The organism is Streptomyces sp. NPDC045968 (assembly GCF_056430475.1).
This window is the reverse complement of record NZ_JBWKLF010000004.1, coordinates 358,766-375,623: the sequence shown is the minus strand read 5'-3', so window position 1 is coordinate 375,623 and position 16,858 is coordinate 358,766. Positions and strand designations below refer to the sequence as shown.

The 16,858-nt window shown below is 69.0% G+C and carries 14 protein-coding genes and 1 riboswitch; of the genes, 7 read left to right on the top strand and 7 right to left on the bottom strand.

All coding sequences use genetic code 11. From position 1 onward, the window contains the following. Window positions 1-105 precede the first annotated feature (105 nt). Window positions 106-1,572 carry a sensor histidine kinase gene (locus AC07FA_RS14550; protein WP_479075940.1) on the bottom strand — a complete coding sequence of 489 codons (1,467 nt, stop codon included), beginning with the start codon at window positions 1,570-1,572 and terminating at the stop codon, window positions 106-108. Between the two features lie 391 nt (window positions 1,573-1,963). Further along, entirely contained in the window at window positions 1,964-3,046 is a 1,083-nt protein-coding gene (locus AC07FA_RS14545) for an SIS domain-containing protein (protein WP_479075621.1), read from the bottom strand. A gap of 207 nt (window positions 3,047-3,253) precedes the next feature. On the opposite strand from AC07FA_RS14545, the gene nagB reads away from it, so the two are divergent. Further along, window positions 3,254-4,039 carry a glucosamine-6-phosphate deaminase gene (nagB, locus tag AC07FA_RS14540; protein WP_479075620.1) on the top strand — a complete coding sequence of 262 codons (786 nt, stop codon included), beginning with the start codon at window positions 3,254-3,256 and terminating at the stop codon, window positions 4,037-4,039. A 203-nt stretch (window positions 4,040-4,242) separates the two neighbouring features. On the opposite strand, the gene AC07FA_RS14535 is transcribed toward nagB, so the two are convergent. The 4 genes from AC07FA_RS14535 to AC07FA_RS14520 all read right to left on the bottom strand — a co-directional run bounded on the left by AC07FA_RS14535 (window position 4,243) and on the right by AC07FA_RS14520 (window position 9,077). Beyond that, a complete protein-coding gene (locus AC07FA_RS14535; RefSeq protein WP_479075619.1) occupies window positions 4,243-5,766 on the bottom strand; it encodes a glycoside hydrolase family 3 protein in 1,524 nt (507 codons plus the stop codon). A 6-nt stretch (window positions 5,767-5,772) separates the two neighbouring features. Next, window positions 5,773-6,645, bottom strand: coding sequence for a carbohydrate ABC transporter permease (locus AC07FA_RS14530; protein WP_479075618.1), 873 nt, complete (start codon window positions 6,643-6,645; stop codon window positions 5,773-5,775). Beyond that, window positions 6,642-7,658 (bottom strand): carbohydrate ABC transporter permease, encoded by a 1,017-nt coding sequence (locus AC07FA_RS14525; protein WP_479075617.1) that lies wholly within the window; start codon window positions 7,656-7,658, stop codon window positions 6,642-6,644. The genes AC07FA_RS14530 and AC07FA_RS14525 overlap by 4 nt, the downstream gene beginning before the upstream one ends. Before the next feature lie 123 nt (window positions 7,659-7,781). Continuing rightward, complete coding sequence (locus AC07FA_RS14520; RefSeq protein WP_479075616.1) at window positions 7,782-9,077, bottom strand: sugar ABC transporter substrate-binding protein; 1,296 nt, start codon at window positions 9,075-9,077, stop codon at window positions 7,782-7,784. A gap of 286 nt (window positions 9,078-9,363) precedes the next feature. Here AC07FA_RS14520 and AC07FA_RS14515 point away from each other — a divergent pair, with 286 nt between their 5' ends. The 6 genes from AC07FA_RS14515 (at window position 9,364) to AC07FA_RS14490 (ending at window position 16,620) form a co-directional block, all read left to right on the top strand. Further along, a complete protein-coding gene (locus AC07FA_RS14515) occupies window positions 9,364-10,128 on the top strand; it encodes a GntR family transcriptional regulator (protein WP_383783726.1) in 765 nt (254 codons plus the stop codon). Window positions 10,129-10,386: 258 nt separating this feature from the next. Beyond that, on the top strand, window positions 10,387-10,641 hold the full coding sequence (locus AC07FA_RS14510; RefSeq protein WP_479075615.1) for a DUF3311 domain-containing protein: 255 nt from the start codon (window positions 10,387-10,389) through the stop codon (window positions 10,639-10,641). Further along, window positions 10,638-12,272 (top strand): monocarboxylate uptake permease MctP, encoded by a 1,635-nt coding sequence (gene mctP / locus AC07FA_RS14505; protein WP_479075614.1) that lies wholly within the window; start codon window positions 10,638-10,640, stop codon window positions 12,270-12,272. The genes AC07FA_RS14510 and mctP overlap by 4 nt, the downstream gene beginning before the upstream one ends. Before the next feature lie 109 nt (window positions 12,273-12,381). Then, window positions 12,382-12,882 carry a GNAT family N-acetyltransferase gene (locus tag AC07FA_RS14500; RefSeq protein WP_479075612.1) on the top strand — a complete coding sequence of 167 codons (501 nt, stop codon included), beginning with the start codon at window positions 12,382-12,384 and terminating at the stop codon, window positions 12,880-12,882. Window positions 12,883-12,934: 52 nt separating this feature from the next. Further along, a riboswitch (cobalamin riboswitch) is annotated at window positions 12,935-13,057 on the top strand. A gap of 141 nt (window positions 13,058-13,198) precedes the next feature. After that, window positions 13,199-15,604, top strand: coding sequence for a ribonucleoside-diphosphate reductase subunit alpha (locus tag AC07FA_RS14495; RefSeq protein ID WP_479075611.1), 2,406 nt, complete (start codon window positions 13,199-13,201; stop codon window positions 15,602-15,604). After that, window positions 15,604-16,620, top strand: coding sequence for a ribonucleotide-diphosphate reductase subunit beta (locus tag AC07FA_RS14490; RefSeq protein WP_479075610.1), 1,017 nt, complete (start codon window positions 15,604-15,606; stop codon window positions 16,618-16,620). The genes AC07FA_RS14495 and AC07FA_RS14490 overlap by 1 nt, the downstream gene beginning before the upstream one ends. Here the strand turns inward: AC07FA_RS14490 and AC07FA_RS14485 are convergent. Further along, entirely contained in the window at window positions 16,617-16,829 is a 213-nt protein-coding gene (locus tag AC07FA_RS14485) for a hypothetical protein (protein WP_479075609.1), read from the bottom strand. The genes AC07FA_RS14490 and AC07FA_RS14485 overlap by 4 nt on opposite strands. Between the last annotated feature and the right edge of the window lie 29 nt (window positions 16,830-16,858).

Genomic DNA, 16,858 nt, shown 5'->3' with positions numbered 1-16,858 from the left:
CCCTCCCCCCCCCCCCCCTACCCCCCCCCCCCCCCCCCCCCCTCCCCCCCCCCCCCTCCCCCCCCCCCCCCCCCCCCCCCCCCCCCCACTGCTGTGCGTGCTCGTCTACTTGTCCGAACCCACCGGGATGTCCAGGATCACCTGGGTGCCCTGCTCCGGACCCGGGACCATGTCGAAGGTGCCGCCCAATTCGCCCTCCACCAGGGTCCGCACGATCTGGAGCCCGAGATTCCCGGCCCTCTTCGGGTCGAAGCCCTCCGGCAGTCCGCGCCCGTCGTCCGACACGGTGATCAGCAGCCGTGCGTCGGACGGTGATCCGCCCCGTACGGCCGAGACCTCCACCGTGCCGCGCTCGGCCACGGTGAAGGCGTGCTCCAGGGCGTTCTGCAACACCTCGGTGAGCACCATCGAGAGCGGAGTGGCTACTTCCGCATCGAGGATCCCGAAGCGGCCCGTGCGCCGGCAGGTGACCTTGCCCGGGGAGATCTCCGCGACCATCGCGATGACGCGGTCCGCGATCTCGTCGAACTCGACCCGCTCATCCAGGTTCTGAGACAGCGTCTCATGCACGATCGCGATCGAACCGACGCGCCGTACCGCCTCGTTGAGCGCCTCGCGGCCCTGCTCGGAATCCATCCGGCGGGACTGGAGGCGCAACAGGGCGGCCACCGTCTGGAGGTTGTTCTTCACCCGGTGGTGGATCTCCCGGATGGTGGCGTCCTTGGTGATCAACTCGCGCTCGCGGCGGCGCAGTTCGGTGACGTCCCGCAGGAGGACCAGCGAACCGATGCGGACGCCCTTGGGCTTGAGCGGGATGGCCCGCAACTGGATCACGCCGCTGGCGCACTCGACCTCGAACTCGCGGGGCGCGTACCCGCTGGCCATCTTGGCCAGCGCCTCGTCCACCGGGCCCCGGGAGGGTGCGAGCTCGGCCGTGATGGTGCCGAGGTGGTGGCCGACGAGGTCGGAGGCGAGGCCGAGACGGTGATAGGCCGAGAGGCCGTTGGGGCTGGCGTACTGGACGATCCCGTCGGCATCGAGCCTGATCAGCCCGTCGCCGACGCGTGGCGACGCGTCCATGTCGACCTGCTGACCGGGGAAGGGGAAAGACCCGGCGGCGATCATCTGGGCCAGGTCGGACGCGGACTGGAGGTAGGTGAGCTCCAGCCTCGAGGGCGTACGAACGGTGAGGAGGTTGGTGTTGCGGGCGATCACTCCGAGGACCCGGCCCTCGCGGCGTACGGGGATGGACTCGACCCGTACCGGCACCTCCTCGCGCCATTCCGGGTCGCCCTCGCGCACGATCCGGCCCTCGTCCAGCGCGGCGTCCAGCAGCGGCCGCCGGCCGCGCGGCACCAGATGGCCGACCATGTCGTCCTGGTAGGAGGTGGGGCCGGTGTTGGGCCGCATCTGCGCGACGGACACATAGCGGGTCCCGTCGCGGGTCGGGACCCACAGGACGAGGTCGGCGAAGGACAGGTCGGAGAGCAGTTGCCACTCCGAGACCAGCAGATGGAGCCACTCGAGGTCGGTCTCACTCAGGGCTGTGTGCTGGCGGACGAGGTCGTTCATGGAGGGCACGTGTGCGAGGGTACCCGTGGATACTCGGGGGTACCGAACCGAACGTCCCGCTGCCCCGTGAGAGAGGGGGAGGCGGGAAGTTCCGCCGGAATTGCTGTGCGCACGGATGGACACGGATGATTGGTCTAGTCCACAATGCACAGGAAAGACCTCCGTTCTCCCCGCACAGGAGAACGGATCGAGGCACCCGGCGCTCTCTGCCCTGACTGCGCCGGTGCCTCCCTCGGCCGGAGGAACCGCACACCGCCGGCCGCGTAACTCCGGGCTGCGGTGCCGGATGGGCTGAGGGTCCCGTCCTGGCGCCGCGGCCCGCGGGTGTTTCCGGGGGCGTGCGGGTGCTTCCAGGTACGTACCGGCGCCGTGACCTCTCCGGCCCCGGCGGTCAGTGCGTCTCGGTGACCTTGGCCAGGGCACGCGGCGCGTCCGGGTCCTGGCCGCGGGCCATCGTCACCTCGTACGCCAGCAACTGGAGCGGCAGGATCTCCAGGATCGGCTGCAACTCCTCCGCCACCCCCGCCGTCGGCAGCACGAAGCCCGCGGAAGCGGCCTCCACCTGGGCCTTCGGGCCGACCACGAAGAGGTCGGCGCCACGGCCCCGCAGACGGTCCAGCACCGGCTGGAGCGCTTCGCCGCCCCGGCCGTCGGTGACGACGGCGATCACCGGGGAGATGTTGTCGACCATGGCGAGCGGTCCGTGCAGCAGGTCGGCACCGGAGTAGGAGAGCGCGGGGATGTAGCTGGTCTCCATCAGCTTCAGGGCCGCCTCCTTCGCGGTGGGGTAGCCGTAACCGCGCGAGGTGATGACCATGCGCTCGGCGAAGCGGTAGCGGGAGGCGAGGGACCTGACCTCGTCCTTCCGGGACAGGATCTGTTCGGCCAGGCCGGGCAGGGCCTCGGCGGCGGCCGGACCGTCTCCGGCGGTCAGTCCGTCCACGAAGAGATAGAGCGCCAGCAGCGAGGCGGTGTACGTCTTGGTCGCGGGCAGCGCCTTCTCGGGGCCCGCGAGGATGTCGATGCTGTGTTCGGACACCGCGGCGAGCGGGGAGTCCGGGTTGTTCGTCACCGCGAGGGTGATCGCTCCGGCGGCGCGGGCGGCCTTCGTGGAGGCGACCAGGTCGGGCGAGCCGCCCGACTGGCTGACGGTGATCACCAGGACGTCCGTGAGGTCCGGCCGGGCGCCGTAGGCCGTCGTGGTGGACATGGAGGCCAGACCGCAGGGCAGTCCGAGCCGGATCTCCAGCAGGTACTTGGCGTAGAGCGCCGCGTTGTCCGAGGAACCGCGGGCCGTGAGCAGGACGAACCGGGGCTTCTTCGCGGCGATCTCGGCGGCCACTTCGCGGATTCTGGGGGCGCCCCGCTGGAGGATGCGGCGCAGCATGGCCGGCTGTTCGGCCATCTCGCCGGACATGATCCGGCCGGGCTGGTCGCCCTGGTCCTGCTGCACGGCCGAAGAGGTGGCGGACATGTGGGGTGCCTCCCATGCGGTGTGGGCGTACGGGCTCGCACCCGCCGGCTCGCACAAGTCGACCACGGCCGGGCGGGCAGCCGCCAGCGGGGCGAACCGGTGGGCCGGTGTGTGAGCACTTCACCTCCGGGCTGCCCGGTTCTGCTAGATTGGAGCCTTGATTGGTCTATACCACATGACTCCACCTTTCAGATCGGCAGGCACAGCGTGGAAGTTGTCATCGTCCCGGACGCAACGGCAGGCGGAGAGCTCATCGCGGAGGCCATCGGCGCCCTGCTGAGCCGCAAGCCCGACGCCCTGCTCGGCGTTGCCACCGGCTCGACCCCGCTGCCCATCTATCAGGCGCTGGCCGCCAAGGTGCGCTCCGGGGCCGTGGATGCCTCGCGCGCCCGCATCTGCCAGCTCGACGAGTACGTCGGGCTGCGGCCCGGGCACCCCGAGTCGTACCGCTCGGTGGTGCTGCGCGAGGTCGTGGAGCCGCTGGGGCTGTCCGAGGCGTCCTTCATGGGCCCCGATGGTTCCGCCGAGGACGTCCAGGCCGCCTGCGAGGCGTACGACAGGGCGCTGGCCGAGGCGGGCGGAGTGGACCTCCAGCTCCTCGGCATCGGTACCGACGGGCACATCGGGTTCAACGAGCCGTGTTCCTCGCTCGCCTCCCGTACGCGGATCAAGACGCTGACCGAGCAGACGCGGATCGACAACGCGCGGTTCTTCGACGACGACATCGACCAGGTGCCGCACCACGTGATCACCCAGGGCATCGGCACGATCCTGGAGTCCCGGCACCCGATCCTGCTCGCCACGGGTGAGGGCAAGGCCGACGCGGTCGCCCAGACGGTGGAGGGGCCGGTCGCCTCGATCGTGCCGGCGTCGGCGCTGCAGCTGCATCCGCACGCGACGGTGGTGGTCGACGAGGCGGCGGCGTCCAAGCTGAAGCTGGGGGACTACTTCCGGGCCACGTATGCGGCGAAGCCGGCGTGGCAGGGGATTTAGACGTTCTTCGTTGCACGAGGGCCGGGGCACCGAGGGGTGTGCCGGCCCTTTTGCGTGCGTCGCCCGTACGGCGAACGGCTTTGTCCCCAATCGCCGGACGGGCTGGGGTTGGCCCCCGCACGGGCCAGGGGCGGCCCCCGAGATGGGCTCAGCCCCGGCCGGCCTGGGCGGCTGGGCGGGGCTGAGGTCGGGGTGGGGCGGGGTCAGGTGGCTGTGATGGCTTCTGCTGCCGCCAGGCCGCATACCCGGGCCGCCCCGTGGGTGGCGATGTGCAGGGCGCCCCTCGGTTCCGCCTGCGGGAGTCCCATCTCGACCACGATCGTGTCGGGACGGGCCGCCAGCAGCGCGTCGAGCGCCTCCGCCATCCATACGTGCCGGTGGAGGTCGCGGACGACCGCGACGATGCGCCGCTCCCCCGCCGCCCGCAGCGTGTCGGCGGCAGGTGCCGCGCTGTCGCCGCCGTACGTGTCGGTGCCGGTGCCCGGAAGCAGCCGGGTCAGTTCGGCGGCGACGCCCCACGGGGTCTCGTCGCCGACCGCGATGTTCGCGACCGGGGTGAACGCGGCGACGTACGCCGGTCCGGTCAGCGGTGCGCCGGTGCCGGTGACCCGTACCGCGCGGCGGGCCGCGACGAGACCGATGTCCGTGCTGACTCCGGTGCCGGGCGCGGTCCCCTCCTGCACTGCCGCACCCGGCTCCGAGACAGCCCCCCTTGCCCCCTGCGTCCAGGACGCGAGAGCACGTACGCGGGCGGCGGCGTCCGCCAGCCGCTCCTCGGACAGGTCTCCGCCACGTACCGCGGACACCAGGGCGTCGCGCAGCCGCAGCACCGTGCCCTCGTCGACCAGCCCGCCGCCGACGCAGATCGCGTCGGCGCCCGCGGCGATCGCGAGGACGGAGCCGCGCTCGATCCCGTACGTCGCGGAGATGGCCTGCATCTCCATGCCGTCGGTGACGATGAGGCCGTCGTAGCCCAGCTCCTCGCGCAGCAGACCGGTCAGGATCTGCGGGCTCAGCGTCGCCGGGCGGTTCGGGTCGAGCGCGGGAAGCAGGATATGCGCGCTCATCACCGATTTGGAACCCGCCGCGATGGCCGCGCGGAAAGGCACCAGTTCACGGGCGTGCAGGGTGTCCAGGGACACATCGATGCTCGGCAGCGCGTGGTGCGAGTCGACCGCCGTGTCGCCGTGCCCCGGGAAGTGCTTGGTGCAGGCGGCGACTCCCGCGGCCTGGAGCCCCTCGACGTACGCGGCGGTGTGCCGGGCCACGAGCTGGGGGTCGGCGCCGAAGGACCGTACGCCGATGACCGGGTTGGCCGGGTTGGAGTTGACGTCCGCGGACGGCGCCCAGTTGAGGTTGACGCCGCACTCGGCGAGCCGGCGGCCGAGTTCCTGGGCGACGGCCCGGGTGAGCTCCACGTCGTCGACCGAGCCGAGGGCGAAGTTGCCCGGGAACGAGGACCCGTGACGGACCTCCAGCCGGGTGACGTCGCCGCCCTCCTCGTCGATCGCGACGAGAACGTCGTCGCGCTCGGCCCGCAGCTGGGCGGTGAGTGCGGCGAGTTGACCGGGCGATTCGATGTTGCGGCCGAACAGCCCGACGGAGGCCAGGCCCTCGCCGACCCTGCGCAGCAGCCAGTCGGGGGCGGTCGTGCCGGTGAATCCGGGCTGGAGCACGGCGAGCGCGTCGCGCGTGACGGTGTCCGTGGTGGATACGAGCGTGGTCATGGGGCCTTATCCCTTCACGGCGCCTGAGGTGAGACCCGTGGCCATCTTCCCCTGAATGATCATGAAGAAGATGACGACCGGAATGGAGATGAGCGTGGAGGCCGCCATGAGGGCGCCGTAGTCCGTACCGCGTTCGGTGGTGAAGGTCATCAGCCACACGTTGAGCGTGTACTTGGAGTTGTCGTTGATCAGGATGTACGCGAACAGGTACTCGTTCCACGCGTTGACGAGCGCGAAGATGGACGCGGCGGCGAGCCCCGGTGCGAGCAGCGGGAAGATGACGCGACGGAAGGCGCCCATGCGGGTGCAGCCGTCCACCATCGCGGACTCCTCCAGCTCCACCGGGATGTTGATCACGAAACCGCGGATCATGATGGTCGCGAAGGGCAGCGTCGACACCAGGTAGACGACGATGAGCCCCCAGTACTCGTCGATACCGCCCATGGCGTTGAGCTGGAGGTAGATCGGGATCAGCATCGCGGTCGGGGGCAGCATCTGGACGAGGATCATCACCATCATCAGCGCCTTCCGCCCGAAGAAGCGGAAGCGTCCGATGGCGAGCGCCGCGAGCGTCGCGATGATCATTCCGCCGACCACCGCGGTGACGGAGACGATCAGGCTCGACTGGATCGCGGTGCCGAAGTTGTCCTGCTTCACCGCGCGCGCGAAGTTGTCGAAGGTGAGCGAGGAGGGCCAGAGCGTCTGGTCGTAGGACCGGATCTCGTGGTTGGGGCGCAGCGAACTGATGATCAGCCAGTAGACCGGGAAGGCCATGAGCGCCGCCGTGACCAGGGCCAGGATGTTGTAGCCGAGCCGGTTCTTCTTGCGGTCGGGCCGCAGAACCTGGGCAGGTGTGTTCGGGGCTGTGGAGGTGCTCATTCGACCTCTCCCGTCTTGATCAGCTGGCGCAGGTAGTACACGGCGACACCGGAGAGCATCAGGACGGTGATCAAGGCGATCGCACTGCCCTGGCTGAAGGACGTGGACTCGAACGCCTTGGAGAAGGAGTAGAGGCCGAGGGTCTCGTACTCGGGCTCGGGCTTGTTGCCGCGCAGCAGCCAGATCTGGCCGAAGACGTTGAAGTCCCAGATGACCGACAGGGTGGCGACCATGGTGAAGACGGGCTTGATGACCGGCCAGGTCACATAGCGGTAGACACCGAACGCGGTGGCTCCGTCCAGGGAGGCCGCCTCCTCCAGTTCCTTGGGGACCTGGGTGAGGGCCGCGTACATCGTGATCACGACGAACGGGATGGCGCCCCAGACGACCAGCAGCGTGATGATGCCGAAGCCCTGCCAGGGGTCGAGGAACCAGTTGTGGCCGAGCCACTTGTCCTCGTTGCCCGTGAGGTCGGCGAGGAGGGTGTTGATCAGGCCGTAGTCGGAGTCGGCGAGCCAGCGGAAGACCGACGCGGCGACCATCAGCGGCATCGACCAGGCGGCGATGAGTGCGACGGTGAGGGTGAGCCGGACCCAGGTGGACAGGCGCAGCATCATCAGGGCGATCAGCAGGCCGATCCCCATGGTCAGCACCACGCAGATCGTCATGAAGACGACCGTACGGCCGGTGACCTGCCAGAACTCGGGGTCACCCAGGATGTTGGTGAACTGCTCGAAGCCCACCCACGGCGTGTCGCCGTTGCCCCACAGGGCTGCCCGGCCCATGTCCTGGAAGGACATGATCACGGTCTTGATCAGCGGATAGACGTACACCGCGGCGATCGCGAGGATCGCCGGCAGGATCAGGAAGTACGGAAGGAGTTCGCCCTTCTTGCGCTGCCGCTTGGCGCGCGGCTTGGCGTCCTTCGCAGGGGACGACGGCCCGGTCTCTTCCGGACCACGTGGTACGGGTACCGGAGGCGGCCCGGCGGCCTTGGTGTCGGCGGCAGTCACGTGGCTGACCTTCCATCGGGATTCCGGGGGCTGCACCCGGAGATCACGGCATACGTCTACGAAAGGAAGCGGGGGCCCGGTGCGTGCCGGGCCCCCGCCTGGAGAGCCGAAGGCCCTGGCGTGTTACTTGTTGATCAGCGCGTTGATCTCGTCGTCGGCCTTCTTGGCCGCGTCGGCCACCGAGGTGCCCTTGAGGATCGCCAGGAGCATGTTCTCCAGGACCTCGTCCTTCTCGATGGACGTCCAGCCCGGTGCGATCGGCGTGAACCAGGCGTCCGGCACCGCGTTGGCGATGGCGGCCGTCTCGGGCTTGGCCTTGAGCGGCTCAAGCTGCTTCTCGTTGTTCGGGAGGATGTTCTTGGAGACGAGCACCTCCTGCGACTTCTCGCTGGTGAAGAGCGAGACCCACTCCTCGCCGAGGTCCGTGACCTTGGACTTCGCGGTCACCGCGAGGTCCGAGCCACCGATGAAGGACGGCAGCGCCTTGCCCTCGGGGCCCGGCATGCCGGCCGTGGCGATCTTGTCCTTGAGCTTCGGGTTGCCGTTGTTGGCGCCGTCGATGACGGAGCCGGACTCCCAGCCGTTGCCGTAGATCAGGGCCGCCTTCTCGTTGGCCATGACGTTGGCGTGGTCCTGCTCGTCCTTGGTGATGTCGGCCTTGTTGTACTTCTTCACCAGGTTGATGAAGTGCTCGATGCCCTTCTGGGACTCGGGGGAGGAGAGGTTGCCCTTCCACTCCTTCGCGCCCTCGTCGTACTCGGCGATCGAGCCGCCGTACGCCGCGACGTAGGACATGGCGGCGTACCAGTAACGGCCCGGCAGGTAGAGGGACGAGAAGCGCTTGTCCTTCTTGCTGTACTCGGCCGAGACCTTGTCGAGGGCGGTGAGCATCTCGGCCTCGGTCTGCGGAAGCGCGTCGCTGCCCGTGCCGGCCTTGAACATGTCCTTGTTGTAGATCGCCACCCGCGCACCGGCGTAGTAAGGCACGCAGAACTGCTTGCCCTCAAAGGTGCAGGTGTCCTTCAGACCCTTGATCCAGGTGTCCGAGTTGTCGTACTTCCCGGGGTCGATCTCGGCGAGCGCGCCGTTCAGGATGTACTGCATCGTCTCGGTGTTGCCGAGCTCGACGACATCCGGGAACTTGTCTCCGCCGAGGGCGGTGTCGAGCTTCTTGGCCTTGTCCGCCCACTGCTGGTACTGGACGTTGACCTTGACCTTCGGGTACTTCTTCTTGAACTGCGCGTTGACGTCCTTGACCAGTTCCGGCCAGGTGCTCTGCGCGTCGACCATCAGCCAGACGGTCAGTTCCTCGGAGCGGTCCTTCGGGTCCTTCGAAGCGTTGTCGCTGTCCCCACCACACGCCGCAATACCGGACATCATCGCCGCGACGCCGACCGCCGCTATGAGCTTGCGCTTCATGCCACACCCTCCTCAGGGATACCAGCAACCCCCCGCCCACCGCGGAAACGTACGACGAGTACTGCCTGTGGGGCTGGGACTTGGTCTTTAATGGTTTAGACCAGTACCGGGAGCTTGGCCTAGACCTTTAGGGGTGTCAAGGGTGTATAAGAAGTGCACTCGCGTCCGTTATAGGACCGACACCTAGGGGAGGGCGACGACCCGTGACCGGACCGTGCCACCATGTGAGCCGCGACAGACGGAGGAGCCGGTGACGGCAGCAACGCAGCAGTCGGGAAGGCGGGCCATGGGTGCCGACGGGGGCAGTACGGAGAACGAGACCGGTGCGGGTACGCGTACGGCACGCGTACCGAAGTACTACCGGCTCAAGCGCCATCTGCTCGACATGACCGACACCCTGCCGCCCGGTACCCCCGTACCCCCCGAACGGACCCTGGCCGCCGAGTTCGACACCTCGCGCACCACGGTGCGTCAGGCGCTCCAGGAGCTGGTCGTCGAGGGCCGGCTGGAGCGCATCCAGGGCAAGGGAACCTTCGTCGCCAAGCCGAAGGTCTCCCAGGCGCTCCAGCTGACCTCGTACACCGAGGACATGCGCGCCCAGGGGCTGGAACCCACGTCCCAGCTCCTGGACATCGGGTACATCACCGCCGACGACGCGCTCGCCGGCCTGCTCGACATCACCGCGGGCGGCCGGGTCCTGCGGATCGAGCGTCTGCGCCTCGCCAGCGGTGAGCCGATGGCGATCGAGACCACCCACCTTTCGGCCAAACGCTTTCCCGCGCTGCGCCGTTCACTGGTGAAGTACACCTCGCTCTACACGGCGCTCGCCGAGGTGTACGACGTCCGGCTGGCCGAGGCCGAGGAGACGATCGAGACCTCGCTCGCCACCCCGCGCGAGGCCGGACTGCTGGGTACGGACGTCGGCCTGCCGATGCTGATGCTGTCCCGTCACTCGATCGACGGACACGGCGAACCGGTGGAGTGGGTGCGCTCGGTGTACCGCGGCGACCGCTACAAGTTCGTGGCGCGCCTGAAGCGGCCGACCGACTGAGCCCCACCGCGTCACCTGTCGCGACCGCGTGACGAACGGCCCCCGTGGAATCACCATCCCCACGGGGGCCGTTCGCGTACGCCGCTCCCCCGCGGACCCCGGAATTGGCGTGAACCGGACCCCGCCCTCCTTCGTGAGTGTCACCGAGACATCACCGTTGCACGACCGCAATGCGGACAGGGGGTGACGCTGGCCGGACCCCTCGCCTAGATTTCGTGCGCATTACACCAGGTGACCAGTGAGGGGACGGAGCACCACATGCCCGAAAAGACCGTCGAACAACGACCAACGATCACACCCGTGCGGGTGGTTATCGCCCTCTGTCTCATCGCGCCGTTCGTGGCGATGCTCTGGGTGAGCTCGTACGCGAAGGTCGACCCGACCTTCATCGGCATCCCGTTCTTCTACTGGTACCAGATGCTCTGGGTCCTCGTCTCGACCGCGCTGACCATGGTCGCGTACACGTTGTGGCAGCGTGACCAGCGCGCCCGCAAGGAAGGTGCGTCAGCATGAAGGACGGCGTGAACGGCGTAGCACTCGCCGTCTTCATCTTCTTCTTCGTGGCCGTCACGGTCATAGGTTTCATGGCCGCCCGCTGGCGGAAGGCCGAGAACGAGAACAGCCTGGACGAATGGGGCCTGGGCGGACGGTCGTTCGGCACCTGGGTCACCTGGTTCCTGCTCGGCGGCGACCTCTACACGGCGTACACCTTCGTCGCCGTCCCGGCGGCGATCTACGCGGCGGGCGCGGCAGGCTTCTTCGCCGTCCCGTACACGATCCTCGTGTACCCGCTGATCTTCACCTTCCTGCCGCGTCTGTGGTCGGTGTCGCACAAGCACGGATACGTCACCACATCGGACTTCGTCCGGGGCCGCTTCGGCTCGAAGGGCCTCTCGCTGGCGGTCGCCCTCACCGGCATCCTCGCCACCATGCCGTACATCGCGCTCCAGCTCGTCGGCATCCAGGCGGTGCTGGACGTGATGGGCGTCGGCGGGGGCGAGACCACGCACTGGTTCATCAAGGACCTGCCGCTGCTGATCGCGTTCGCGGTGCTCGCCGCGTACACCTACTCCTCCGGCCTGCGGGCGCCCGCGCTGATCGCGTTCGTCAAGGACGGGCTGATCTACCTGGTCATCGCCGTGGCGATCATCTACATCCCGATCAAGCTGGGCGGCTTCGACGACATCTTCGCCAAGGCGGGCGAGGCGTTCTCGGCGAAGAACGAGGCTGCGGGCAAGCCCGTCGCGGGCCTCGTCCCGGGCGAGATGGGCCAGTGGGGCTACGCCACCCTGGCGCTGGGTTCGGCGCTCGCGCTCTTCATGTACCCGCACTCGATCACGGCGACGCTCTCCAGCCGCAGCCGTGACGTGATCCGCCGCAACACCACGATCCTTCCGCTGTACTCGCTGATGCTGGGCCTGCTGGCGCTGCTCGGCTTCATGGCGATCGCGGCCGGGGTCAAGGTCGACAACGGCCAGCTGGCGATCCCCCAGCTGTTCGAGAACATGTTCCCCGACTGGTTCGCGGGCGTCGCCTTCGCCGCGATCGGCATCGGCGCGCTGGTCCCCGCGGCCATCATGTCGATCGCCGCGGCGAACCTCTTCACTCGCAACATCTACAAGGACTTCCTGAAGCCGGACGCGACCCCGGCGCAGGAGACCAAGGTCTCCAAGCTGGTCTCGCTCCTGGTGAAGGTCGGTGCGCTCGCCTTCGTCCTCACCATGGACAAGACGGTCGCGATCAACTTCCAGCTGCTCGGCGGGATCTGGATCCTCCAGACGATGCCCGCACTGGTCGGCGGTCTCTTCACCCGCTGGTTCCACCGCTGGGCCCTGATCGCGGGCTGGGCGGTCGGCATGCTGTACGGGACGGTCGCCGCGTACGGCGTGGCCAGCCCGACCCAGAAGCACTTCGGCGGCTCCTCGAAGGAGATCCCCGGTATCGGCGAGATCGGCTACATCGGCCTCACCGCGTTCATCCTGAACGTCGTGGTCGTGGTCGTGCTGACCTTCGTCCTCAACGCGCTGAAGGCGCCGGCCGGGATCGACGAGACCTCCCCGTCCGACTACACGGCGGACGCGGGCGACCCGGGCGTCAAGACGGTGCTCCCGCCCGCCACGGTGGGCGCCCCGGGCGGTCACTGACCCCCGGACCGGACGCCGCGTACGGGCCGCCCCGCCTCCGGAAGGAGGCGCGGCGGCCCGTCGCATATCCGGTACGCCCATCCGCCCGCGATGCGGCACACTCCCCGGCATGGACATATCGATCAGGCGTATCAACCCCGGGGAGCACGAGACGCTGGGTGAGATCACCGCCCAGGCGTATCTCGGCGACGGACTGCTGGACTTCGGTGCGGACGATCCGTATCTGGCCGAGCTGCGGGCAGTGACCCGGCGCGACGCGGAGGCCGAGGTGCTCGTCGCGGTCGGGACGGACGGTGCCGTACTCGGCGGCGTCACCTACGCCCCGCCCGGGAATCCGTGGGCGGACATCGCCGGGGAGGACGAGGCCGAATTCCGGATGCTGGCCGTCGCGGGAGCGGCGCGCGGGCGCGGAGCGGGCGAGGCTCTGGTGCGGGCATGCGTCGAGCGGGCGCGGGCCACGCCCGGGGTCACCGGCCTCGTCCTGTCGACGACGGACCTCATGGTGGGCGCCCACAGGATCTACGGGCGCCTCGGCTTCGTACGGACCCCGGAGCGGGACTGGGAACCCCTTCCCGGCCTCGGGCTGCTGACCTACCGGCTGGCACTCTGACCCGTCACGACACAACATGTGGGGGCTGCCTCAAGGGGCGGCCCCCACATGTATGCTCATGCTCGCTGTCGCCGCAGGGAAATCCGGTGCGAATCCGGAACTGTCCCGCAACGGTGTGATCGGTGTGCTTTTGCACATCCGAAGTCCGATGACCTGTCGACAGCGCGCCCGGCTCGACCGAACCGGGCGCAGAGACGTCCGGGCCTCGCGGATGGGCCGGTGGACGCCGCACGCAGTGCTGCCGCCTCCGGGCCCCACGCTGCCCGGCTGCCCCCGCTCCCCGCCGGCCCAGAGCCGAGCGAGGGAGAGCACCGCGGTGACCATCGCGCCAGCCGATCCGGTTTCAGCAGCAGAGTCCGCCCAGAACACCGGAACCGCCACATCCGCGGGCACCGCCGCGGACGCACCCGGGACCGCACTGCTGCGGACCCTCACCGACCTCACGGCGGACCTCCCCGACACCGACCCAGGACGCGTCGCCGCCGCCGCGCTGCGTGGCCGCAACGCCCGGTCGGACGAGGCCGAGCTGCGCTCGCTGGCCACCGAGGCCGCCGCCGGCCTGATCTCCGAGGACCCCGCCTACTCCCGGCTCGCCGCCCGCCTCCTCACCCGCACGATCGCGGACGAGGCAGCGGGCCAGGGCGCGGTCTCGTTCTCCGCCTCGGTCGCCGTAGGGCACCGCGAGGGCCTGATCGCGGACCGCACCGCCCAGTTCGTCCGGGTCCACGCCTCCCGGCTCGACGCCCTGGTCGGCGCCTCGCTCGTGGGCGGCGCCGACGACCGGTTCGGCTACTTCGGGCTGCGGACCCTCTACAGCCGCTATCTGCTGCGCCACCCGCTGACCCGCGAGGTGATCGAGACCCCGCAGCACTTCATGCTGCGCGTCGCGTCCGGTCTCGCCGAGGACGACTCGCTGGAGGCGCTGGACGAGGTCGCCGCGCTGTACGGCCTGATGAGCCGGCTCGACTACCTCCCCTCCTCCCCCACGCTCTTCAACTCCGGCACGCGGCACCCGCAGATGTCCTCCTGCTATCTGCTGGACTCGCCGCTCGACGAGCTCGACTCGATCTACGACCGCTACCACCAGGTGGCCCGGCTCTCCAAGCACGCGGGCGGGATCGGGCTCTCGTACTCCCGTATCCGCGCACGCGGTTCGCTGATCCGCGGCACCAACGGGCACTCCAACGGCATCGTGCCGTTCCTCAAGACGCTGGACGCCTCGGTCGCCGCGGTCAACCAGGGCGGCCGCCGCAAGGGCGCCGCCGCCGTCTACCTGGAGACCTGGCACGCGGACATCGAGGAGTTCCTGGAGCTGCGCGACAACACGGGCGAGGACCAGCGGCGTACGCACAACCTCAACCTGGCGCACTGGATTCCGGACGAGTTCATGCGCCGGGTCGACGCGGACGGCCAGTGGTCGCTGTTCTCGCCCGCCGACGTGCCCGAGCTGGTCGACCTGTGGGGCGACGACTTCGACGCGGCGTACCGCGCGGCGGAAGCCGCGGGGCTCGCCCGCAAGACGATGCCGGCGCGCGACCTGTACGGCCGGATGATGCGTACGCTCGCGCAGACCGGTCAGGGCTGGATGACGTTCAAGGACGCCTCCAACCGCACGGCCAACCAGACCGCCGAGCCGGGCCGTGTGGTCCACTCGTCGAATCTGTGCACCGAGATCCTGGAAGTCACCGACGACGGCGAGACAGCCGTCTGCAACCTCGGTTCGGTCAACCTCGGCGCGTTCGTAGCCGACGGGGACATCGACTGGGAGCGGCTCGACTCCACGGTCCGTACCGCCGTGACCTTCCTCGACCGGGTCGTCGACATCAACTTCTACCCGACCGAGCAGGCCGGCCGGTCCAACGCGCGCTGGCGTCCGGTGGGCCTGGGCGCGATGGGCCTCCAGGACGTGTTCTTCCAGCTGCGGCTGCCGTTCGACTCCCCCGAGGCGCGGGCGCTGTCCACGAGGATCTCCGAGCGGATCATGCTCGCCGCGTACGAGGCGTCCTGCGACCTCGCCGAGCGCTCCGGGCCCCTTCCCGCCTGGTCGCAGACGCGCACCGCCCGCGGTGTGCTGCATCCCGACCACTACGGCACCGAGCTGAACTGGCCGGAGCGCTGGGACGCCCTGCGCGCCCGGATCGCGAAGACCGGCATGCGCAACTCGCTGCTGCTGGCCATCGCGCCGACGGCGACGATCGCCTCCATCGCCGGGGTGTACGAGTGCATCGAGCCGCAGGTCTCCAACCTCTTCAAGCGCGAGACTCTCAGCGGTGAGTTCCTCCAGGTCAACGGCTACCTGGTCGACGAGCTGAAGAAGCTCGGCGTCTGGGACGCGCGGACCCGGGAGGCGTTGCGCGAGGCGAGCGGTTCGGTGCAGGGCTTCGCCTGGATTCCCGAGGGCGTGCGGGCGCTGTACCGCACGGCGTGGGAGATCCCGCAGCGCGGACTGATCGACATGGCGGCGGCCCGTACGCCGTTCCTCGACCAGAGCCAGTCGCTGAACCTGTTCCTGGAGACGCCGACGATCGGCAAGCTCTCCTCGATGTACGCGTACGCCTGGAAGCAGGGCCTGAAGACGACGTACTACCTGCGTTCGCGCCCGGCGACCCGGATCGCCCGCGCGGCGTCCGCCGCGGCCGTTCCCGTACAGGCCGCCGCCCCCGACGCGGACGCGATCGCCTGCTCCCTCGAAAACCCCGAGTCCTGCGAGGCCTGCCAGTAATGAGCTCCACCGACAACAAGAACCTGCTCGACCCGGGCTTCGAACTGACCCTGCGTCCCATGCGTTACCCGGACTTCTACGAGCGCTACCGCGACGCGATCAAGAACACCTGGACCGTGGAGGAGGTCGACCTCCACTCCGACGTGGCCGATCTCGCGAAGCTGTCGCCCGGCGAGCAGCACATGATCGGCCGGCTCGTCGCGTTCTTCGCGACGGGGGACTCGATCGTGTCCAACAACCTCGTACTGACGCTGTACAAGCACATCAACTCGCCCGAGGCGCGGCTGTACCTGTCCCGGCAGCTCTTCGAGGAGGCCGTGCACGTCCAGTTCTATCTGACGCTGCTCGACACCTATCTGCCCGACCCGGACGACCGCGCGGCGGCGTTCGACGCGGTCGAGGAGATTCCGTCGATCCGCGAGAAGGCGCAGTTCTGCTTCAAGTGGATCAACGAGGTCGAGAAGCTCGACCGGCTGGAGACGAAGGCCGACCGCCGTCGTTTCCTGCTGAACCTGATCTGCTTCGCGGCGTGCATCGAGGGGCTGTTCTTCTACGGCGCCTTCGCGTACGTGTACTGGTTCCGCTCACGCGGGCTGCTGCACGGTCTCGCCACGGGGACCAACTGGGTCTTCCGGGACGAGACGATGCACATGAACTTCGCGTTCGAGGTCGTGGACACGGTCCGCAAGGAGGAGCCCGACCTCTTCGACGACGCTCTCCAGCAGCAGGTCACCGACATGCTGAAGGAGGCTGTCGAGGCGGAGCTGCAGTTCGGCCGGGACCTGTGCGGTGAGGGTCTGCCCGGCATGAACACCGAGTCGATGCGCCAGTACCTGGAGTGCGTGGCCGACCAGCGGCTCACCCGCCTCGGCTTCCCCCCGCTGTACGGCTCCGAGAACCCGTTCTCGTTCATGGAGCTCCAGGGCGTCCAGGAGCTGACGAACTTCTTCGAGCGCCGGCCGTCCGCGTACCAGGTGGCCGTGGAGGGCTCGGTCGCGTTCGACGACGACTTCTAGGCCCTGACCCAGGAACCGATGGAGGGGCGCCGCGTGGCCGCGACCGGCCGCGCGGCGCCTTCGGTGTGCGGCGGTTCGGCTTCCTGGCGGCGTTCCGCGGCCCGCAGCGCGCGGTCGATGCGACGCTCTCGGGCGAGGCCGACCAGCGAGGGCGCCAGGAAGAGGACGAAAACGACGGTGATGCCCAGGTAGTTCAGGAATGTGTTCATGCCTCTACTGTCGTCCGTACGGACGGAAT